This window comes from Cognatiyoonia sp. IB215182, from assembly GCF_033963905.1.
Taxonomy (GTDB): Bacteria; Pseudomonadota; Alphaproteobacteria; order Rhodobacterales; family Rhodobacteraceae; genus Yoonia.
The window spans coordinates 350,619-368,692 of the sequence record NZ_JAXBMB010000001.1; the positions used below are offsets into that span (position 1 = coordinate 350,619).

Here is an 18,074-nt window from a genome sequence, read left to right on the forward strand (position 1 = left end):
CATGCACGCGGGGTGTGGCAAGAAATGACGCACGTGTATCGCGTAAGCAGTTTTGCAACCAGCGCCGGCGTCACACTTGCCGTGAGCTTCCAAACTAAGGAAAGAGTAATATGAAACATCCAGTCGACGTTCATGTAGGCAAGCGTATCCGCCATCGCCGTTGGATGAGCGGAACCACGCAGCAGCAGTTGGCTGAAAATGTGGGGATCAAGTTCCAGCAAATCCAAAAGTATGAAACGGGCATGAACCGCGTCAGCGCCTCCCGCCTTTGGGATATCGCCAAGGTTCTGAATGTGCCTGTGTCGTTCTTCTTCGAAGGTCTGGATACGCAGCCCCCCGCAGATCAAAGCGACAGTGACATGCCCGGCGACATCCTGACGGATAAAGAGGCGCTTGAGTTGTTGCGGTCTTACTATGCAATCCCAGAAAATCAGCGTCGCCGCCTGTTCGATCTGGCCCGCGTTCTGAGCGAGGCTGCCTGATCCGGGCTTGACCATCCGAACTGCGCCGCTTAGCGCGAAGATAAGCGGCGGCGCAGAAGAGGATACAAGCAATGGTGATGAACGACGCCGTAAAGGCTGATCTGATCCGCGTGGCCCACATGATGGCGGACGCCGCGCGGCCCGAGACTTTACAGCATTTTCGCAGCGCAACGCTCGCCCCTGATGACAAAGGGGGTGGGGGCTATGATCCCGTGACGGTCGCAGATCGCGCTGCTGAGGAGGCGATGCGCGCCGTTCTTGCCAAAGAACGTCCGGACGACGCGATCCTGGGTGAGGAGTTTGGCGCCGAACCTGGCACAACTGGCCTGACATGGGTGCTCGATCCCATCGATGGGACGCGGGGCTATATCAGCGGCACACCTACCTGGGGTGTTCTGATTTCAGTTGCGGATGAAGCCGGACCGCTCTTCGGCCTCATTGACCAACCCTATATTGGCGAACGATTTGCCGGTGGCTTTGGGGTGGCGGAGTGGACTGGTCCTAACGGTACCCGCCCACTTGCCGCGCGGCAAAGTCGGGCCCTTTCAGAGGCGACGGTGCTGACGACTTTTCCCGAAGTTGGCACCGCCGATGAGGGCCGTGCCTTTCACGCCGTCGCGGGCCGCGCGAAACTGACGCGGTATGGTATGGATTGTTACGGCTACGCGCTTTTGGCGGCAGGCCAGGTCGATCTTGTGATTGAGGCCGGGCTGAATGCCTATGACATTCAGGCCCCGATCGCCGTGATCCACGCCGCGGGCGGGATTGTGACGGATTGGGAGGGTGGCCCGGTTCATGACGGGGGTCGCGCGCTTGCTGCGGCAACGCCGGAATTGCACTCCGCGGCAATGGCTATCCTGAAAGAGACGCTGGGTGCCTGATATCCTGATCCGCAACGCACGCCACGTTCTGACAATGGACGACGCGCGAACGGAGTTGCAAGACACGCGCATCCTTCTCAAAGACGGGGTCATCGCTGATATTGGTCCGCATATCTTGGCGCCCAATGCCGAGGTTGTGGAGGCCGGCACCGCCATTGTGACACCCGGCCTCGTCAACACGCATCACCACCTTTACCAGACTTTGACCCGCGCGGTCCCCGGCGCGCAGGACGCGCTGCTTTTCGGGTGGCTGCAGCGGCTTTATCCGATCTGGGCGCGCTTTGGCCCGGAAGAGATGTTCGTTTCGGCACAAATCGGACTTGCGGAACTGGTGCTGTCCGGCTGCACGCTGACCTCGGACCACCTTTATCTTTACCCCAACGGCGCAAGGCTGGATGATACTATCGCCGCCGCGCAGGAGATTGGCCTGCGCTTTCACGCCACGCGGGGTGCGATGAGCATCGGCGAAAGCGATGGTGGCTTGCCGCCTGACGCGCTGGTCGAAGACGAGGCGGCAATTTTGGAGGATTGCATTCGGGTCATCGACGCCCATCATGACCCATCGCCGGGCGCGATGATCCGCGTGGGCGTCGCGCCTTGCAGCCCGTTTTCGGTCAGCCGCGATCTGATGCGGGATGCGGCGATCCTCGCGCGCGACAAGGGCGTGATGCTGCACACGCATCTGGCCGAGAATGATGAAGATGTGGCCTATTCGCTGGAGAAATTCGGCTGCAGGCCCGGCCAATATGCCGAAGACCTCGGTTGGACTGGCAATGACGTCTGGCATGCCCATTGCGTGAAGCTGGATAGAAAAGAGATCGACCTTTTCGCACGCAGCCAGACCGGGGTGGCCCATTGCCCCTGTTCGAATTGCAGGTTGGGGTCGGGCATCGCACCTGTGCGGGCCATGCGCGATGCAGGCGTTCGCGTGGGGCTCGGTGTCGATGGATCTGCCAGTAATGATAGCGGCAATCTCGCAGCCGAAGCGCGTCAGGCGATGTTGTTGCAGCGTGTAGCGCTGGGGGCCGATGCGATGTCGGCGCGCGAAGCGCTGGAGATTGCGACGCGGGGTGGTGCGGCTGTTCTGGGCCGTGACGATTGTGGACAGATTGCGGTAGGCAAACGCGCGGACATTGCTATTTGGGATGCGCAAACCATTGAAAACGCGGGGTCCTGGGATCCTGCGGCGCTTCTTTTGGCGGGTCCTCAGAAGGTACGTGATCTGTTTGTCGAAGGGCGGCAGATCGTGCGCGATGGTCGATTGCAGACGCTTGATATACCAAAGGTGATCGCCCGGCAGAACACGCTTGCGCAAGGTCTTGCCCATTGAGGCGGGCGTGACCTTCCCCTTCGGCCATTGTCGCGTAAGCTGCGTGAAATGATGGATGGAGCCCCGCATGAAAAGATCAATTGCCGCTTTGGCCTTTTGCGCGCTGGCCGGCTGTGAGACGGCGCCTGCGACAACGCAGATGTCTGATCCGATGGGACCTACGGGCGATTTTGCAACCGACCTGAATACGTTCCGCGCGGCGCAGGGCAGGGGCGCCGTTGTGCCTGACCCCAAGCTGCGGCAGGCCGCGCAGCGCCACGCCGAGGATATGCGGACCCGGGGATATTTCTCGCACCAATCGCCGGGCGGGCCGCATGGCAATACGATGACAGAGCGGATGGCGGCGAGTGGATGCCAACCTGGTGCAAGCGCTGAGAACATCGCGCAAGGACAAACGTCAGAGGCGGCCGTCTTTGCCAGTTGGCAAAACTCGACGGGTCATCGCCGGAACATGCTGGGGGCGCGTTACACCGAATACGGGCTAGGGCGGAGCGGGAATACTTGGGTGCTGCTTTTCTCAAGTGACTGTTAGAACGTTGTCGCGCAGACTTAGCAATCGATCCGATCAAAGAGTTTCTTGAGCGTTTGCTTTTCGTCCGCCGAAATCGGCTCAAGGATTTCGTTCACGACCTCGGCGACTGTCTCCATCAACTCTCCGACGACCACATGACCCTCAGCGGTCAGCGACACAAGGCTGACGCGCCCATCCGCCTGAGAATTCTCGCGTTTGACGAGGCCCTTGGTCTCTAGCGACCGGATCGTCCGGGTCATTTGCGATTTGTCCCTTGCGACGCGATCCGTCAGCGCATGCATGCTCGTGCATCCCATGTCTGCCAGCGTCATCAAAACAATGCCACCGCCTGGCCCCACCGCCTTGCGATCAAAATCGGGCGCGCGCTTTTGCAGGCCGAAATGGATCCGCCGCATGAAACGGTCGATGACAAGTGCGAGTTCAGTATCCTGCATTTCGCTCAATTTGTTGACTATGTCCACTTTTCGTCTTATCCGAGAGCGCAAAGGTAGCTGACGCCACCTTTGGCTGCAAACATTCCAGAGGAGATGCGACATGGGAGATGCCCAAATCAACGCCCTCAAGATCGCCGCGATATTGTGGGTCATCTGGGGGCTCGTCCACCTTCTTGCCGGTGTCATTGTGCTGATGAGCGATGCCTCAGGTGGCTTTTCCGCCATTGCTGACGCGGTGGACGCCGAAGCCTTGACGGCAGAATATCATCCCGCCGTGGGCGGCATCCTGAACCAGCATGGTTGGAATTTGGGCTGGTTCGGTATCGCAACGATCATCGGCGGCGTCTTTGTTTGGCGGCGGAACATGACGGCCATCTGGGTCACAGGCATGGTTGGTGGCCTGGCGGACGTGGGATATCTCTTGTTTGTTGATCTGCCCGGCTATGTGAACTTCTTCCCCGGAACGATCATGACCTTCGTTTCAGGCAGTGCAATTCTGCTGAGTTTCTGGGTATGGTTGTCGCACAGGAGCTCTGAGTAACCTTCAACCCGATTGGATTGGTGCAATGACGGGTTCTCCCAAGATCACGCCTGCAGAAAACGGCCCGCTGATTGTCGAAAACCCGCCTAATCTGACCGGCGCATATGATGTGGAAGGTGAGGGGAGATCGCGACTGGCCTTGTGTCGGTGTGGTGCGTCATCAAACAAACCGTTTTGCGATGGCACCCATAACAAGATCGGATTTTCCAGTGAACCTGATCGCAGCCGGTTGCGAAATGCTCCGGTCCCCTATTCAGGTGAGGTTGATGGAACCACGGTCACCATAAGCTACACACCGGTTCTGTGCACCCATGCTGCAGAGTGTCAGGCCCGGGCCAAAGCTGTCTTTGACCCGTCTGCAAAACCTTGGATCCAACCCGAAAACGGGAAGCTGGCCGAGATACTTGACGTGATCGCCGCTTGCCCGTCAGGCGCTTTGCGGGTCGCGGTGGGGGATGTGCCGGAACAGCATATGACGACCGGGGACGTGGCCATAGTGGTCGAGAAAGACGGACCCTATCGCATCACCAATGTGCCGCTGGAAGCAGACTTCAACGGTGCAGGCGCCAGCCGCGCGAAGTACACGCTTTGCCGGTGTGGGTTGTCGAAAAACAAACCGTTTTGCGATGGGACCCATCACGACGAAAATTGGTCGGATGACAACCCGGCAGATTGATCAGGCCGCGTTTGGCGTAGTCTATGGCTCCATAACCGTTCTGTCCCTGCTGATGGCGGCGCATCCGCCTATTGAACATCCGGGGCGGCAGGCGATCATGCTGTTTCTTGCGGTGTTTGCAGTCGCACTCGCCAAGGCTTTTGCCGAAATCTGTGAGCGGGTCCTGCAATCGGGCCAGTCTTCCAACTGGTCGGACATCGGAGAGGTTTGGCAGCACGCGCAAACGGTTCTGATCGCGGCAAATGGGCCGACGCTGGCCTTTGCGCTGGCGGCGGCAGGCCTTATCAGCGGTGATATGGCGCTCCTTCTGGCGCAGATCCTGGTTTTCGGGCTGCTGGCCTATTTCGGCGCGCGGATCGGGTGGCGCGTCAGTGGCACCATGTTCGGCATGGCTGTCGGCGTTGCCGTGACGGGTGGGATTGCAGGATTGGTCAGCTTGCTCAAGTTTGTGGCGCATTAGCCGCACGGGGCTTAGATATTGGTCGGGCAAAACCGGAGCCTGCGATGATCACCTTGGAATTCGCCCGTATGATGGCGCGCTACAATCACTGGCAAAACCGCTCGCTAGTTGCGGCGGCTGATGGATTGTCCGGCGCGGCGCGCTGGCAGGATCGGGGTGCATTCTTTGGCTCAATTGCGGAGACATTGAACCATGTGCTCTGGGATGATCGTATCTGGCTGGCGCGCCTGCGTGGTGACCGAGAAATCGAGGCGCAGATCAATGCGCGCCACCCCTATACCGACGCACCGCGCGACTGGTCGCAATTCATGGCCGAACGCGCGGCACTTGATGACGTCATCCTGTCATTCACCGATGCACTAACCCCGGCTGACATTGAGCGCGCCGTGCCGTGGCGCCGTGGCAATGAAGAGGTTGAGACCAATCTGGGGTTCAATCTGGCCCACATGTTCAATCATCAGACCCATCATCGCGGCCAGATCCACGCCATGCTGACAGCAGCGGGGGCCACGCCTGAACCGACTGATCTGCAAATGCTGCTGATATTGGATACAGCCTAGGGCTCTTTCTTGCGGAGCTGATAAATGCCTTCCGGCAGGTCCAGCGCCGCCTCCAGATCGCGCACCTGACTGAAGGACAACGTGATCCGCACCACATCGTCGATGCGCGGATCGTATTGCGTCAGGGTGATGCAATCGTCGAACCCGTTGATGATCACGTCCTCTTTCAACGGGGCTTTGCCCTCATCAACAAGGGTGATCACTGTCGCATCATAGTCGTGTTCAATGGTAAACATATCAGTAGCCTAGCGACGCCCCGCCACAGGTGCAATCAGGGGCTGGCCCCATTTTGGCCAGATGATATGGTGCATCGGCAATTTGGACGTCATGGAGTGTTGAATGCGGATTGTGTCTGTGACCTGTGCGTTGGCGCTGGCCCTTCTGGCGGCATGTGATGCGCCTGTCCCGGTGGATTCCGGGCCCGAGATTGCCCCGCTTGAGCAAGTGCCCGCAGGCCCGAGGCTTTCAAGCCGGCAGGCGATGAACAATTTCAATGCCGTGGTCCGGCGGATGGAACCTGTGGCCGAGCGGTATTGCCGCAGAGAGGCGCCCAATCTGAACTGCGACTTCAAGATCGTCGTGGATGAGCGCCCTGCGCCGGGTCCGAATGCATTTCAGACGCTCGATGAAGATGGCCGCCCGATCATCGGGTTCAACGTGCCCTTGATTGCGGAGGCACGAAACCAGGACGAGATCGCCTTTGTCTTTGCCCATGAGGCGGCGCACCACATCGCAGGCCATATCCCCCGTTCACAAAGCAACGCGATCCTGGGCGGCTTGCTGGGCGGGATTGCGGCGACAGCAATCGGCGTTGATGCGAGCAGTGCCGACCGTTTGCAAGAGGTTGGCGCCACGGTGGGTGCGCGCAGCTATTCAAAGAACTTCGAGTTGGAGGCTGATGCGTTAGGCACCAGGATCACTGCCGAGGCGGGGTATGACCCGCTGCGCGGCGCCCAGTTCTTCTTCCGTATCCCCGATCCCGGCAACCGGTTTCTGGGCACGCATCCGCCAAATGCGGACCGTTTGCGGACAGTGCAGCAGGTGGCCGCCGGGCTTTAGCGAAAAGCGCCTTATGGTGGCGCGTCACGTCGAGCGCGTAGGCGACCGGGCGGCGCTTGCCCGCGCAGCCGGATGACAATTGCTGTCAGTGAAATGATCAGCCAGAACACCTGAATCAGTGCAGATGCCAGGTTGAACGATGCCGACAATCCGATCAGGACCATGCTTGCCGCAGCGGCGTTGATGACGAAATAGACGACATACTCGGTCCGAATGCGCCGGAAGGTCAGCAGGGTATAGTTGAGGACATATAATCCAAACCCTGCAACGCCAATAGCGTCAGCGACCCCCGGTTGCCATATGCTCAATGAACTATCCAAACGCTTACTCACCTGCCGCGAAAATCGCCGCGACATACTCTTTGCCTGAATGAAATGGCTTCTTCCAAATAATGAAAGTGACGTTAGGTCAGGATGCGCGGTTTGTCAGGTCAGGCTTTCCTGACCTCTAGAGAATTGCGGCCATCCCAAGGAAAATCGCGGCAAAGAAGCAGGCAGAGGCGGCTACGACAAAGCCGTGCCAGATCGCCATGGCGAATTTCAGCCTTTCCAGCGAATAGGGTATGACCCCGAGCGTGTATAAAAGCCCACCGAGGCCGATCAGCACCATGGCCAGCCCTGGCACAACGGGCCAGAGCGACCAAATCAGCGCAAGGCTGAACCATCCCATCACCAGATAAAGGATCGGGTCCAAGCGTCCGGGTGTACGCCAGAAAAACAGTTTCAGCGCCATGCCCAAAACCGCCATGCCCCAGACAATGCAGAGGATCGCATAGGCAAACCAACTGCCGATCATGACCACGAGCGGTGTATATGTGCCCGCGATCTTGAGGTAGATCGCCGCGTGATCGATGCGGCGAAATGTGGGGCGCCAAGCCTCTGACGGGCTGAAATGATAAAGAGCCGAGGCAACAAATGTTGCAATAAGCGTCGTGCCGTAAACGGAGATGGCGGTGATCTGTCCCGGCGTTGCCATCCCTGCATTCCACACAATCAGGACAACGGCACCCGCGATGGCGCCGATCACGCCAATTGCATGCACCGTGCCATCGGCAATCCGTTCAGACCTTGCGTATTCCGGGTACATGGACGCTCCTATACCCTTCAAAGGCTAAGCTTGTGTGACCTTCGGTCAATTGTTTCGTTAGGTCACTTGGCAGGCTTGCCGTGATCCCCCAAGCTGCGTTGATCGTGAGGATAGGGCAGAAGGATAACAGTGATGTGGCAACAGTTTATGCGCGTGCGCCAAAGGGCCATCTGGTCGTGGGAGGGGTTTCTCCACGTCGTTCGCACCGAGGGGTCATTGGCACAGTGGCTGGTTGCGAATGCGGCCTTTGCGGTGCTTGCATTCGCATTGCCGCTGAGCGCTGGTGAACGGGCTCTGTTGCTGATGGGCGGGATCATTGTGTTGGCTGCCGAGTGCATGAACACGGCGATTGAGCGCATTGTCGATGATATCAGCACCGAACGGCGTGAGGCGGCCAAACAGGCGAAGGATTGCGGCTCTGCCGCGGTGGCGGTCACGGCTGTTGCAGTGGGCGTGGCTTGGGTCTGTGTCCTTATTGGGCTGATCGTGTGAATGGCCACGGATAACGGCTTTCTTCACGCAAACGACGCACTAGCTTTGCGCTAGGTTGATAAGACGGAGAGTGTGATGCGCTTTGCAGCCCTGGCCCTTGTTCTGGCCCCAACCTTTGCTTTGGGGGTTGGGGGTGACGATTATGATCCGCCGGCACCTTCGGAAACGACAAAGACATGCAGCGACGGGCAGGTCTGGGACATCGCGACACAAAGCTGTACCGCACCAGAAGACAGCACGAACGATGACAATGCCCGTTTGAATGACGTGCGCGAACTGGCCTATGCGGGCCGATATGCGGCCGCCATCAGGGTGCTGGACACGTTGGACGATCCTAATGCGGATCTTGCGTTGACCTATTACGGCTTTGCCCATCGTATGGCCGGACGGGTCGCAGTTGGTATGGCCTATTATGAGGCAGCGCTTGCGGCGGATCCGGACAACCTGCTGGCAAGGTCATATATGGGGCAGGGCCATGTCGCTGCGGGCGAGGTGGCCCTGGCACAGGCACAACTGACGCAAATTCGGATGCGCGGCGGGCGCGGAACATGGGCCGAGGTGGCACTTGCCCAATCCATCGAGACAGGCATCGGTTATGCGCACTGAATTGATCTAGCGCAAAGACTACCTTCGTGTCCCTGGTATGATGACACTATCTGCTCACGAGGAGACGCGTCATGCAAACCCTGGGAAAACCACGCGACCATTTCTGGCGGGTCATCAAAATGGCCAAAGCCTGCGAAGTGGATTTGTCGACCGCGCTTGATGAGGGCGAGATCGATGCGGAGTTCTATGCTGACATGATTGATGGCTGCCGTGGCTGCACGCAGGTCGAAAAATGTGATCGGAAACTCAGCCGTATGCCGACCTTGGAGGAGGCGCCGGAATATTGCGTGAACCGAGAGACATTTGCGCGGTTGCGATCAGCCTGATTGCCCCGAGAAGCAGAGAAGAGGGACGCTGTCGCAAGCAGCGTCCCTTCATTGTTACAGGATATCTGCTTTAGAACTCCAAAAGCGCCTGCCGGGATGCGCCGACATATCCACCCGCCGGGGTGCCACCCCCGATGCCGCCGCCATACATCATGCCGTAGATCTCCAGTTCCGCGATGTCACCCAAAAGCGCAAAGCTTGCGGTTGGACCCTCGCCAATGATGCCCCGGGCAATGTGGTATTGCTGGAAATTCTCGATGGCGCTTTTGCCGCCACGGGCAATCACGACTGTGTAGATCGCCTGCAGATTGGCGCCCACGACGCTTCCCATTTGCGCACCGCCGCCGCCGTAAAGGCCGCAGGCGCCATCATCGGTCCACCAAAAGCCGCCATTGGCGCTGAGCCCGACGCTCATCGATGCATCCGCGACCAGACCCAGCGCAAAGAGAGTTTTGCTGCCCGATGAATTCGTCAATCCATCATCGGAATGTGTCTTGAGCGCATTGGTTGCGTTCTTCGTGAAATCGGGCGCGCCCAAAAACGCGCAGCGCTCCGCAACACCTTTGGCATCCTCATTAACCTGCATGCCGGGGTCTTTGCCAATCGGCTTGGATTTGCTGATCAGGTCTTGTATGTGATCGTATTCAGCGCTCTGATGTGGTGACCATTTGGCAAAATCGCCGGGCATCTCCAACGCACTATAGGGGAACGATCTGTTGATTGTGGGCCCGACCGGTGGCGCAACATTCACTTCGACAACCCGGCGCTTGCGGTTCACCGCTATCCGTACATCGGTTTTCATTGGCCACGAGAAAAAGCTCTTTTCGTCGGTCCAATGATTGGCATGCGATAAAACAAATGTCTTTGTGTCCGAACTTGTCGGAATATTCACGGTCAGTTTGATCGTGAAGGTTGTCCCTTTGACTGAAATATGCGGTTTCACCGAAACAGCGCCGGAACCGATTGCGACGGCTGCGGCATGATCGACTTGAAATGATGATGATGGAATTGTGCTTTGACCATCCATGGGTCTATCCCCCTTGCTGAAATCAGTAACTCTATTGTGTCCGAGAAAAACAGCGCTCGGTGCAATTACGGTTGCATTTGCAGGGGTATTAATCGGTGCCGATTGGCACAAATGATCGATGCCGTTCAAAGCGTGGATAATGCATTGTTAACTGATTGATTAATAGTGTAATTTATTCGAGGAATGATGCATGAAATCTCATAAGCTGTGCCATTTGGCACGTCTAATGAGCAGCAGAAAATCTGCTTTCATGAAACAATCAAGAGTCATTTTTGGCAATTATGAATCGTTTTTGCGTGAATAATACTATCGAACGTGCCGTGTATCCGGATGGAGTGCCGTGCCCAGAATGTGGTCCGCGCGGTGGATCACCCGCTTGGCACTTCCGACAATTTCGGGCTGCGGTGGCTGCGCGATCGCGGGGTCCTTGCCGGGATAATCGAGTGTGGAGAGGAAATGGCGCATGCAATTGATCCGTGCGCGCTTCTTGTCGTTCGATTTCACAACCGTCCAGGGCGCGTCAGCCGTGTCCGTATAAAAGAACATCGCCTCTTTGGCTTCGGTGTAATCGTCCCACTTGTCCAATGACGCCTTATCAATGGGTGAGAGCTTCCACTGTTTCAGCGGATCGGTTGCGCGGCTTTCAAAGCGACGCTTCTGTTCGTCCCGGGTGACCGAGAACCAGTATTTGTAGAGTCGGATGCCCGAGCGGGTCAGCATCCGCTCCAACTCTGGCGTCTGGCGCATGAATTCGAGGTATTCCTCGGGTTTGCAGAACCCCATGACACGTTCGACACCGGCGCGATTATACCACGACCGGTCGTAAAGAACCATTTCCCCGGATGTGGGCAAATGGTCGACATAGCGTTGGAAATACCATTGCCCGCGTTCTTCATCGGTCGGCTTGTTCAGCGCCACGACACGGGCGGCCCGTGGGTTAAGATGTTCGGTAAAGCGCTTGATCGTGCCACCCTTGCCAGCGGCATCGCGCCCTTCGAACAAAAGGACAAAACGTTGGCCTGTTTCCTGAGCCCAAAGCTGCACTTTCAGAAGTTCGGCCTGCAATTCTGCCTTTTCGGCCTCATAGGGACGGCGGGCGAGCTTTGGCAAAGCTGCCGGTTTGCGGCGGCGTCGCGGCTTTGGTTTGGCCTCAAGCACGTTGTCTTTCATGTCCCTCTCCTTTTTCGTTTCGGCAAGGTTAGCAAAAGGTGCAGCAGGTCGCTTTGATGTGCATCAAGGGGGTGCGACATGGCGGTTCTTTGATTTTTGCGGCGGACAAGCTACCCTTAGGTCACGCACCCAGCAGGAGTTTCTTCATGCGTCTGACTGTACTTGCCTTTGCCATGCTGCCGATGGCGGCGTTTGCCCAAGAAGCCACGTTGCCAGCCCCGACCGAACCCGTCGCCCAAAGCCAGACCTGTGCCGTTGGCACCGCGTGGGATGCCGGTCTGCAGACTTGCGTCGCGGTGAACGACACTGCCTCCCCCCTAAAGGGGCTGTCAGGCCACAGCGGCTGCAACTATGGGGCCGCCCGCGAAGTGACTTCCTAAGTCTGGGGGCTTGGCCGAATGGGTTAGGGTCAGCCTGGGGGCGGGATGTCCGCATTCACAGAGTATTGTGCGTCCCGTCGCAAGTGACGGGCGCCCCAGAATGCTTGCAGGCGCAGAAGAAAACACGCTTTGTCTCCTCGGCCTCATATCTCACAGGTGAAAAGTCAGAGCCTTGATGTGAACCATCACAGAAAGGCTGGTTCGCCGATTTGCCACAAGAGCACCAGAAATACGATTTTCCCGCTTCAACATTGACGGGAATCGGCCCTTTTTGGGCGATATGCGGTGCGGACATGCTGGCTCTCCTTTGACTTATTAAGCAAAGGTAGTGTGGATTCGAACTAGGTGCAGGGTTGAGAACGGTTTTACTGGCGATACCGTGGATCGCATCAAGGTCAACCATACAGAGCCCCGGACAAATGATGCACCGCGATGTCGGCCAAGCACTTTACTCTTTGGCTGTGCTTTGAACCGGAAGGGTTACTTTGGAGTCGTTTGAAAGACCCAATTCTAGTCGCATCAACATATACCAAGCATTGCGCGCTATCTGTTGTTCAGGGGTTTGAATGCGTTGAGCCGTCACCCAAAGAGGCGACCCGGTTTCCTGCTTCCGGGCAAACCAATGAATGGAGCCATAGCGAAGCAGATAAATGCCGTTCTGCGTTACTTCTTTCCACGAAGCCTGCATGCTTGGGCCTTCCCAATCCTGAACGCTGATCCGGGCATCCAATGCATAGCTATTCAACCACGCATGCAAACCTTCAGGCCTTATCTTGGCCGCCAATTTGCAATAGGCGACAAACTCTTCCCTACCAGCACCCTGCAGGACGGCGCGTTTGAGTAATCCCACAACCCGTTTACGATGCTCTGGCGAAAGCTCCAACTGCCCTAGGCGTCTAATCAGCTTGCCTTTGAAGTAGCCTGACTGGAACTGCATCAAGTCCGTTTCAAGGTAGGTGACCGCAAACTCTGCTTTCTCGACCTGAAGCGCGGACCATTCGCGTTTGCTGAGTCTTTCGACAAGCCCCGTGATCAGCCAAGGCCACACACCTACCTCCTTGAAAGCCTTTGTCCATGGCGCGTACGCACAGGGCTTTTCAGGGTTTGGCGTGACGTAGTCTGGAAGCCGACGAAGGATTTCTGTTGCCCAGGCTAGTTCTTCCTCAGTCGGCGACTGATCGATCCATGACTGGCGATCCGTTCTTGCAATTTCTAGACTTTGGTTTGACATCTGTGCCGCAATTAGAAGTGGTCACGGGGCCGCACGTCAACGCCAAAAACACGCCTCTGGAACGTTGCCTTATCTTCGTTGACCCCACAGGTCATACTCCCCCGCTTCCTCAACCTCGACTTGCACCACATCGCCCACGCTTAACCCCGCAGCCCCCTCATCAATAAACAGATTCCCGTCGACCTCTGGCGCGTCGGCCCATGTCCGGCAGGTGGCGATGCCGTCTGCGTCGATGTCGTCGACGATCACTTCGAGCACGCGACCGACCTTGGCGGCGAGTTTCGCCTCGGAGATTGCCTGCGCCTTGGCCATGAAACGCTCCCACCTGTCTTGTTTGACCGCGTCGGCCACGTGGTCGGGCAGGGCGTTGGAGCGGGCTCCAGCGACGTTTTCGTATTGGAAGCAGCCCACCCGGTCGAGTTGCGCCTCGTCCAGCCAGTCGAGGAGGTGCTGAAACTCGGCCTCCGTCTCACCCGGATAGCCGACGATGAAGGTGCTGCGCAGGGTGATGTCGGGGCAAAGGCTACGCCAGCGGGTGATTTCTTCGAGTGTTTTGGCTCCAGCAGCCGGGCGGGCCATGCGGCGTAGGACGTCGGGGTGGCTGTGCTGGAACGGAATGTCGAGATAGGGCAGGACGCCGTTTGCCGGATCGGCCATGAGCGGGATCAGGTCGCGCACATGGGGGTATGGGTAGACGTAGTGGAGGCGCACCCAGGCCCCGAGTTGCCCCAACTCACGGGTCAGGTCGGTGATGTGGCTGCGGACCTCGCCGCCTTTCCATGGTTGCGTGTCGTATTTCCGATCGAGCCCATAGGCGCTCGTGTCTTGGCTGATCACCAGCAGTTCCTTGACGCCAGCCTCGACGAGCTTCTCCGCCTCCCGCAGCACCGCGTGGGCGGGGCGGCTGGCCAGCTTCCCGCGCATGTCGGGGATGATGCAGAACTTGCATTTGTGGTTACAGCCTTCGGAAATCTTCAGATAGCTGTAATGGCGGGGCGTCAGGCTGACGCCGCTGGCGGGCACAAGGTCGATGAACGGGTCGGGCGCGGGCGGCACATTGGCATGCACTGCATCCAGCACCTGTTCATATTGATGCGGCCCCGTGACAGCGAGGATTTGCGGGTGGTGTTCGCGGATATAGTCGGGTTCGGCCCCAAGACAGCCGGTCACGATGACCTTGCCGTTTTCCTGCAGCGCCTCGCCGATAGCATCGAGGCTTTCGGCCTTGGCGCTGTCCAGAAACCCGCAGGTATTGACGATCACCGCCTCGGCCCCCGCGTAATCAGGCGAGATCGCGTAACCTTCTGCCCTTAGCCGGGTGAGAATACGTTCGCTGTCGACCAACGCCTTGGGGCAGCCAAGCGAGACCATTCCAATGGTGGGTTGGCCCTCGCGCGGTGCATCCGAAATCTGGGGTTTCGGGGCAAGATCGGGGCGCAGACTTGGGGGATTCTGTGTCATGTGCAGGCTATAGCGCGAGGTGCCTGGCTTTGGAATGGTCATAGAATTGCCGGCTTTCGCGGCATCAGAGGGCATTACTATCCCTAAATTGGAGATGAATAGGCGCGTTTGTGGGTGTTTGTTTCCCGCATTGACGTCTTTTCGATCACAAGTTTCACGAAATTTGCAACATTGGTTGATCGCCCGGCGCACAAAGGTATGCTGTGTTCACATTTCGTTAACTATCGCTAAGCGTGATTGGGGTGCTTATGAGAAAGATATTTTTAGCTACGATTGCCGCCGGGGTTTTGGCGGCTGGCGGATCAGCCGCCGCAACTTTGACATTTGACGGCTACAGCCACGGCGACGTCATTACTTCGGTAAATCTTGAAGGCGGTGTAACTGCTGCAGTGACGGCAAACGGCAATTCAAGCTCATCGCCTGATCAAGCTTGGATATTTGATACGTCGCTCAGCGGGACACGTGACCCGGACCTTGAGGCGCCGTTCACAGATGATGGTGTGAATTTCGACATCAATCCTGGCAATGCGCTCATCATTCAGGAAAACCCGAATACTGCGGCCGATGATGATGGACGCGGTGGCTGGATTACGTTCACATTCTCGCGGGCCATCACTTTCCTCGGATTTGATTTCCTAGACGACGGTGATGTGGTCGTGACCGACAACAACGACAATGCCGCAACCGTAGGCACGCCGCGCGGCAGTGCATTTGATAACTACTTCACAAGTTCAGGCCTGTTGAACTGGACCAACGTAACCCAGCTGACCTTCAACTTTGGTCGCGATTCAGGCGCAATTGATAATATCAGCTATGAGATCGCGCCTATTCCATTGCCTGCTTCGCTCTTGCTGCTGTTGGCAAGCATTGGGGCGTTGGGTTTTGCGGCAAGAGGGCGCCAGACGGTCTAAGCGAGCGTACCATGATCAGAAAAAGGGCCGCGCCAGATGCGCGGCCTTTTTGGTTTCAGACCGATTTTTCCTGCATGCGGCGGACCATTTTCAGGACAGTCCAACGTGGCAACCATGGAACAATCCAATTGAGCATGAAACGCAGGCGGCCATCATTGATCGCCCTGAGCTCACCGCGCCGCATTGCATCATAGCCATATTTGGCCACGCTGCGGGGTGTGGCGCCGGATTTCGTAAGATCGGTTCCGTCCAGGTCGGCCCGCGCCGCGAACTCCGTTTCGACATAGCCCGGTTCAAGCGCGGTGACGGTAATGCCCTTCTCTTTCAGTTCGCCTGCAAGTGCCTGTGAGAAGCTGCTGACAAAGGCTTTGGTGGCGAAATAAGTGGCCTGCAGCGGGCCGGGCATGTAGCTGGCGGTGGAGCTGACATTCAGGATCTTGCCGGAGCCACGCTTGGCCATGTCGCGCGCGACAAGATGGGTCAGCGTCACCAGTGCTTTGACATTCAGATCAATCATCGCAAGGTCTGTGGCCAGTTCACGATCCGTGAAAGCACCATGGCCGCCGAACCCGGCATTGTTGATCAGGATGCTGATCTCCTGCCCCTTAGTCTGATCATAGAGTTCCTGCGCCCCCTCCGGACTGCCGAGATCCAGGGCAATGGTCTGTACCTTGACATCGTGATCCGCCTCGATCTCGGATTTGAGCGCCTCTAGCTCGGCTGCGCGGCGCGCGGTGATGATCAGATCGCCGCCTTTTTCGGCATGATAACGGGCGAATTCCCGGCCAATTCCCGAAGAGGCGCCGGTGACAAGAGCGGTATTGGGCATGGGTTTTCCTTTACATATGCCGACATATTACCACGGATTTGGACAGCAAAGGCGCGTTTTCAATGGCCATATGGGCCAGCCGTCACGTCACGCGGAGTGGCGTCTTCCATAGCATTGCGTGGATACCACCCAAATAAAATAGGGGCCGCACGACAATGCAGCCCCTCGAAAACGGTTTGAAGGCCGGGTTTACCGCCGACGGTCCCGGCGCGAGGACATCGGCTGAAACGCCACACCCACATGCGCTTCGCAATAGGGCTTGCCCGCTTGCACAGGCAGGCCACAGAACCAAAAATCCTCGGTCGCGGGATCGCCGATGGGCCATTTGCAGGTCTTCTCGGTCAGTTCCATCAGGCTGATTTTGCGAGCAGTCTTTTCGACCTCGCTGACCTTTGCCAGCGCTTCGGGGCTGATTTCATTGGCCGACGGTTGGGGCGGCAAGGGTTGGCCTGCTGGAATGATGGCCCGGCGCGCCGCTGAGATTGGAATCCCGTTTTCATCCAGTTCGGGCTCTTCCTTGGCTGCAGGGGCCGCCGGTGCTGGCTTTGCCTTGGCCGTTGCTGGCTTGGGTGCGGGCTTCGGTGCTGCTGCTGGCTTTTCCTTGGCAGGTGCCTTGCTCGCGCCACCACCGGAGCCAGCCCGGTTCGACAGGCCCAGACGATGAACCTTGCCGATGACAGCATTGCGCGTCACGCCGCCCAGTTCCTTGGCGATCTGGCTGGCCGACTGGCCCTCGCCCCACATCTTCTTGAGCGTTTCGACACGCTCGTCTGTCCAGGACATATGTATTCCTTTGGCTATCATTTGGCGCGGATGAATATCGCGCGCTTGTGGTCATGTCAGTCTGTGACTTTAGTCGCTGCGGGCGATGATGTGAAGCCCAAGTGGTGGGTTTCAAAGGCTGCAACAACCCGCATTCGGCAGATATGTGTCCACATAGTGCAACCCATAGACCCGATCAGACATCCCGTCATTGCAGCGACCAGGCAAGATATACGCGCGCACCAAGATTTCGCCCGCATCCCAATCAAAAAGAAAGCCGCTTTCCCCCAGATTTACTCTGTCTGCGCCTGGCGCGGTAAAGGTGATTGGAAAGGTCTGGCGACCGTTCGGCTGCTGAAGCACGAGCCCTTGATCCGTCAATTGCATGTCCCAGAATGGTTCGGTTCCAAAACAGGTCAAACTGGCAGGCAGTCCCGCAAAGCCGGTTTCGACCCGCTGCAACTTAAGAAAGCGAAGCGACACCCATCCGGATTGCTCGGCGATGTTGACCCGCGCCCATCGCCCCGAGAGGCTGAGTTCGACCACTTCAATATCCCTTGCGTCATGACTGAAGCTGCCAAGAATTGAAGAACTGGCGTCGGGCGCAGCACGAATATTCAGAACATCATCCTCGGCCACGTCCGATACCTGATAGAGGGCGGGCAACGATGGCCGCGCTTCATCCGCAGGTGACAGGGTGGGCCACATAAAAGCCATCAGCAATGCTAAGAGGCGCATATCCAACTCTCTATTGGTTCGCGTAAATGTAGGCTGCGCCTCACAAAAGGCCAAGGACCCACTGGCCAATCGCCACGGATCATCTATGTCAGAGGCTCCA

The 18,074-nt window shown here is 57.8% G+C and carries 26 protein-coding genes; 14 read left to right on the plus strand and 12 right to left on the minus strand.

Annotated elements, in window-relative coordinates; translation table 11 throughout:
• Positions 1-110 precede the first annotated feature (110 nt).
• From SLH47_RS01815 to SLH47_RS01830, 4 genes are all read left to right on the plus strand, one after another.
• Complete coding sequence (locus SLH47_RS01815) at positions 111-482, plus strand: helix-turn-helix transcriptional regulator (protein ID WP_320237586.1); 372 nt, start codon at positions 111-113, stop codon at positions 480-482.
• A 77-nt stretch (positions 483-559) separates the two neighbouring features.
• Complete coding sequence (locus SLH47_RS01820) at positions 560-1,363, plus strand: inositol monophosphatase family protein (protein WP_320237973.1); 804 nt, start codon at positions 560-562, stop codon at positions 1,361-1,363.
• Positions 1,356-2,693 carry an 8-oxoguanine deaminase gene (locus SLH47_RS01825; RefSeq protein ID WP_320237588.1) on the plus strand — a complete coding sequence of 446 codons (1,338 nt, stop codon included), beginning with the start codon at positions 1,356-1,358 and terminating at the stop codon, positions 2,691-2,693. The genes SLH47_RS01820 and SLH47_RS01825 overlap by 8 nt, the downstream gene beginning before the upstream one ends.
• A gap of 67 nt (positions 2,694-2,760) precedes the next feature.
• On the plus strand, positions 2,761-3,225 hold the full coding sequence (locus SLH47_RS01830; protein WP_320237589.1) for a CAP domain-containing protein: 465 nt from the start codon (positions 2,761-2,763) through the stop codon (positions 3,223-3,225).
• Between the two features lie 17 nt (positions 3,226-3,242).
• On the opposite strand, the gene SLH47_RS01835 is transcribed toward SLH47_RS01830, so the two are convergent.
• Positions 3,243-3,686, minus strand: coding sequence for a MarR family winged helix-turn-helix transcriptional regulator (locus SLH47_RS01835; RefSeq protein ID WP_320237590.1), 444 nt, complete (start codon positions 3,684-3,686; stop codon positions 3,243-3,245).
• A gap of 73 nt (positions 3,687-3,759) precedes the next feature.
• Here SLH47_RS01835 and SLH47_RS01840 point away from each other — a divergent pair, with 73 nt between their 5' ends.
• From SLH47_RS01840 to SLH47_RS01855, 4 genes are read left to right on the plus strand one after another with little or no spacing between them, the layout of a single operon-like run.
• Positions 3,760-4,200, plus strand: a complete 441-nt coding sequence (locus tag SLH47_RS01840) for a hypothetical protein (protein WP_320237591.1) — start codon at positions 3,760-3,762, stop codon at positions 4,198-4,200.
• A 25-nt stretch (positions 4,201-4,225) separates the two neighbouring features.
• On the plus strand, positions 4,226-4,876 hold the full coding sequence (locus SLH47_RS01845) for a CDGSH iron-sulfur domain-containing protein (RefSeq protein ID WP_320237592.1): 651 nt from the start codon (positions 4,226-4,228) through the stop codon (positions 4,874-4,876).
• Positions 4,857-5,336 (plus strand): hypothetical protein, encoded by a 480-nt coding sequence (locus tag SLH47_RS01850; RefSeq protein ID WP_320237593.1) that lies wholly within the window; start codon positions 4,857-4,859, stop codon positions 5,334-5,336. Before SLH47_RS01845 ends, SLH47_RS01850 begins: the two co-directional genes overlap by 20 nt.
• A gap of 44 nt (positions 5,337-5,380) precedes the next feature.
• Positions 5,381-5,896, plus strand: coding sequence for a DinB family protein (locus SLH47_RS01855; protein ID WP_320237595.1), 516 nt, complete (start codon positions 5,381-5,383; stop codon positions 5,894-5,896).
• Here SLH47_RS01855 and SLH47_RS01860 read toward each other — a convergent pair.
• Positions 5,893-6,132, minus strand: coding sequence for a hypothetical protein (locus SLH47_RS01860; protein ID WP_320237596.1), 240 nt, complete (start codon positions 6,130-6,132; stop codon positions 5,893-5,895). The genes SLH47_RS01855 and SLH47_RS01860 overlap by 4 nt on opposite strands.
• 103 nt (positions 6,133-6,235) lie before the next feature.
• Here SLH47_RS01860 and SLH47_RS01865 point away from each other — a divergent pair, with 103 nt between their 5' ends.
• Entirely contained in the window at positions 6,236-6,955 is a 720-nt protein-coding gene (locus tag SLH47_RS01865; RefSeq protein WP_320237598.1) for a M48 family metalloprotease, read from the plus strand.
• Positions 6,956-6,966: 11 nt separating this feature from the next.
• Here SLH47_RS01865 and SLH47_RS01870 read toward each other — a convergent pair whose 3' ends face one another.
• Together SLH47_RS01870 and trhA are read right to left on the minus strand one after the other, a co-directional pair.
• Positions 6,967-7,263 carry a CBU_0592 family membrane protein gene (locus SLH47_RS01870; protein ID WP_320237599.1) on the minus strand — a complete coding sequence of 99 codons (297 nt, stop codon included), beginning with the start codon at positions 7,261-7,263 and terminating at the stop codon, positions 6,967-6,969.
• A gap of 139 nt (positions 7,264-7,402) precedes the next feature.
• Entirely contained in the window at positions 7,403-8,041 is a 639-nt protein-coding gene (trhA, locus tag SLH47_RS01875) for a PAQR family membrane homeostasis protein TrhA (RefSeq protein ID WP_320237601.1), read from the minus strand.
• Positions 8,042-8,173: 132 nt separating this feature from the next.
• On the opposite strand from trhA, the gene SLH47_RS01880 reads away from it, so the two are divergent.
• From SLH47_RS01880 to SLH47_RS01890, 3 genes are all read left to right on the plus strand, one after another.
• Positions 8,174-8,533: a diacylglycerol kinase gene (locus SLH47_RS01880; protein ID WP_320237602.1), complete on the plus strand. Its 360-nt coding sequence runs from the start codon at positions 8,174-8,176 to the stop codon at positions 8,531-8,533.
• Between the two features lie 75 nt (positions 8,534-8,608).
• The gene (locus SLH47_RS01885; RefSeq protein ID WP_320237604.1) at positions 8,609-9,139 is read left to right on the plus strand and encodes a hypothetical protein; all 531 of its coding nucleotides are present in this window, start codon (positions 8,609-8,611) and stop codon (positions 9,137-9,139) included.
• A 71-nt stretch (positions 9,140-9,210) separates the two neighbouring features.
• Positions 9,211-9,465 carry a DUF6455 family protein gene (locus SLH47_RS01890; protein ID WP_320237606.1) on the plus strand — a complete coding sequence of 85 codons (255 nt, stop codon included), beginning with the start codon at positions 9,211-9,213 and terminating at the stop codon, positions 9,463-9,465.
• Positions 9,466-9,535: 70 nt separating this feature from the next.
• Here the strand turns inward: SLH47_RS01890 and SLH47_RS01895 are convergent, their stop codons facing one another.
• On the minus strand, positions 9,536-10,267 hold the full coding sequence (locus SLH47_RS01895; RefSeq protein WP_320237607.1) for a hypothetical protein: 732 nt from the start codon (positions 10,265-10,267) through the stop codon (positions 9,536-9,538).
• A 531-nt stretch (positions 10,268-10,798) separates the two neighbouring features.
• Entirely contained in the window at positions 10,799-11,662 is an 864-nt protein-coding gene (ppk2, locus tag SLH47_RS01900) for a polyphosphate kinase 2 (RefSeq protein WP_320237609.1), read from the minus strand.
• Positions 11,663-11,808: 146 nt separating this feature from the next.
• Between ppk2 and SLH47_RS01905 the strand changes: the two genes are divergently transcribed.
• Positions 11,809-12,042 (plus strand): hypothetical protein, encoded by a 234-nt coding sequence (locus SLH47_RS01905; protein WP_320237611.1) that lies wholly within the window; start codon positions 11,809-11,811, stop codon positions 12,040-12,042.
• A 55-nt stretch (positions 12,043-12,097) separates the two neighbouring features.
• Here the strand turns inward: SLH47_RS01905 and SLH47_RS01910 are convergent, their stop codons facing one another.
• From SLH47_RS01910 to rimO, 3 genes are all read right to left on the minus strand, one after another.
• The gene (locus SLH47_RS01910; RefSeq protein WP_320237613.1) at positions 12,098-12,337 is read right to left on the minus strand and encodes a CDGSH iron-sulfur domain-containing protein; all 240 of its coding nucleotides are present in this window, start codon (positions 12,335-12,337) and stop codon (positions 12,098-12,100) included.
• Positions 12,338-12,490: 153 nt separating this feature from the next.
• Positions 12,491-13,273 carry a hypothetical protein gene (locus SLH47_RS01915; RefSeq protein ID WP_320237615.1) on the minus strand — a complete coding sequence of 261 codons (783 nt, stop codon included), beginning with the start codon at positions 13,271-13,273 and terminating at the stop codon, positions 12,491-12,493.
• A gap of 69 nt (positions 13,274-13,342) precedes the next feature.
• Positions 13,343-14,734, minus strand: a complete 1,392-nt coding sequence (gene rimO, locus SLH47_RS01920; protein WP_320237616.1) for a 30S ribosomal protein S12 methylthiotransferase RimO — start codon at positions 14,732-14,734, stop codon at positions 13,343-13,345.
• A gap of 248 nt (positions 14,735-14,982) precedes the next feature.
• Here rimO and SLH47_RS01925 point away from each other — a divergent pair, with 248 nt between their 5' ends.
• Positions 14,983-15,645, plus strand: a complete 663-nt coding sequence (locus SLH47_RS01925) for a VPLPA-CTERM sorting domain-containing protein (RefSeq protein ID WP_320237617.1) — start codon at positions 14,983-14,985, stop codon at positions 15,643-15,645.
• A 55-nt stretch (positions 15,646-15,700) separates the two neighbouring features.
• Here the strand turns inward: SLH47_RS01925 and SLH47_RS01930 are convergent, their stop codons facing one another.
• The 3 genes from SLH47_RS01930 to SLH47_RS01940 form a co-directional block, all read right to left on the minus strand.
• Positions 15,701-16,474 carry an SDR family oxidoreductase gene (locus SLH47_RS01930; protein WP_320237618.1) on the minus strand — a complete coding sequence of 258 codons (774 nt, stop codon included), beginning with the start codon at positions 16,472-16,474 and terminating at the stop codon, positions 15,701-15,703.
• Between the two features lie 189 nt (positions 16,475-16,663).
• Entirely contained in the window at positions 16,664-17,257 is a 594-nt protein-coding gene (locus SLH47_RS01935) for a GcrA family cell cycle regulator (RefSeq protein WP_320237619.1), read from the minus strand.
• A 111-nt stretch (positions 17,258-17,368) separates the two neighbouring features.
• Positions 17,369-17,953, minus strand: coding sequence for a hypothetical protein (locus SLH47_RS01940; RefSeq protein WP_320237621.1), 585 nt, complete (start codon positions 17,951-17,953; stop codon positions 17,369-17,371).
• Between the last annotated feature and the right edge of the window lie 121 nt (positions 17,954-18,074).

Coding starts and splice junctions, on each gene's coding strand:
- SLH47_RS01815 (WP_320237586.1), top strand. CDS start 111: ATGAAACATCCAGTCGACGTTCATGTAGGCAAGCGTATCCGCCATCGC.
- SLH47_RS01820 (WP_320237973.1), top strand. CDS start 560: ATGAACGACGCCGTAAAGGCTGATCTGATCCGCGTGGCCCACATGATG.
- SLH47_RS01830 (WP_320237589.1), top strand. CDS start 2,761: ATGAAAAGATCAATTGCCGCTTTGGCCTTTTGCGCGCTGGCCGGCTGT.
- SLH47_RS01840 (WP_320237591.1), top strand. CDS start 3,760: ATGGGAGATGCCCAAATCAACGCCCTCAAGATCGCCGCGATATTGTGG.
- SLH47_RS01845 (WP_320237592.1), top strand. CDS start 4,226: ATGACGGGTTCTCCCAAGATCACGCCTGCAGAAAACGGCCCGCTGATT.
- SLH47_RS01850 (WP_320237593.1), top strand. CDS start 4,857: ATGACAACCCGGCAGATTGATCAGGCCGCGTTTGGCGTAGTCTATGGC.
- SLH47_RS01855 (WP_320237595.1), top strand. CDS start 5,381: ATGATCACCTTGGAATTCGCCCGTATGATGGCGCGCTACAATCACTGG.
- SLH47_RS01860 (WP_320237596.1), bottom strand. CDS start 6,132: ATGTTTACCATTGAACACGACTATGATGCGACAGTGATCACCCTTGTT.
- SLH47_RS01865 (WP_320237598.1), top strand. CDS start 6,236: ATGCGGATTGTGTCTGTGACCTGTGCGTTGGCGCTGGCCCTTCTGGCG.
- trhA (WP_320237601.1), bottom strand. CDS start 8,041: ATGTACCCGGAATACGCAAGGTCTGAACGGATTGCCGATGGCACGGTG.
- SLH47_RS01880 (WP_320237602.1), top strand. CDS start 8,174: ATGTGGCAACAGTTTATGCGCGTGCGCCAAAGGGCCATCTGGTCGTGG.
- SLH47_RS01885 (WP_320237604.1), top strand. CDS start 8,609: ATGCGCTTTGCAGCCCTGGCCCTTGTTCTGGCCCCAACCTTTGCTTTG.
- SLH47_RS01890 (WP_320237606.1), top strand. CDS start 9,211: ATGCAAACCCTGGGAAAACCACGCGACCATTTCTGGCGGGTCATCAAA.
- SLH47_RS01895 (WP_320237607.1), bottom strand. CDS start 10,267: ATGAAAACCGATGTACGGATAGCGGTGAACCGCAAGCGCCGGGTTGTC.
- ppk2 (WP_320237609.1), bottom strand. CDS start 11,662: ATGAAAGACAACGTGCTTGAGGCCAAACCAAAGCCGCGACGCCGCCGC.
- SLH47_RS01905 (WP_320237611.1), top strand. CDS start 11,809: ATGCGTCTGACTGTACTTGCCTTTGCCATGCTGCCGATGGCGGCGTTT.
- SLH47_RS01910 (WP_320237613.1), bottom strand. CDS start 12,337: ATGTCCGCACCGCATATCGCCCAAAAAGGGCCGATTCCCGTCAATGTT.
- SLH47_RS01915 (WP_320237615.1), bottom strand. CDS start 13,273: ATGTCAAACCAAAGTCTAGAAATTGCAAGAACGGATCGCCAGTCATGG.
- rimO (WP_320237616.1), bottom strand. CDS start 14,734: ATGACACAGAATCCCCCAAGTCTGCGCCCCGATCTTGCCCCGAAACCC.
- SLH47_RS01925 (WP_320237617.1), top strand. CDS start 14,983: ATGAGAAAGATATTTTTAGCTACGATTGCCGCCGGGGTTTTGGCGGCT.
- SLH47_RS01930 (WP_320237618.1), bottom strand. CDS start 16,474: ATGCCCAATACCGCTCTTGTCACCGGCGCCTCTTCGGGAATTGGCCGG.
- SLH47_RS01935 (WP_320237619.1), bottom strand. CDS start 17,257: ATGTCCTGGACAGACGAGCGTGTCGAAACGCTCAAGAAGATGTGGGGC.
- SLH47_RS01940 (WP_320237621.1), bottom strand. CDS start 17,953: ATGGCTTTTATGTGGCCCACCCTGTCACCTGCGGATGAAGCGCGGCCA.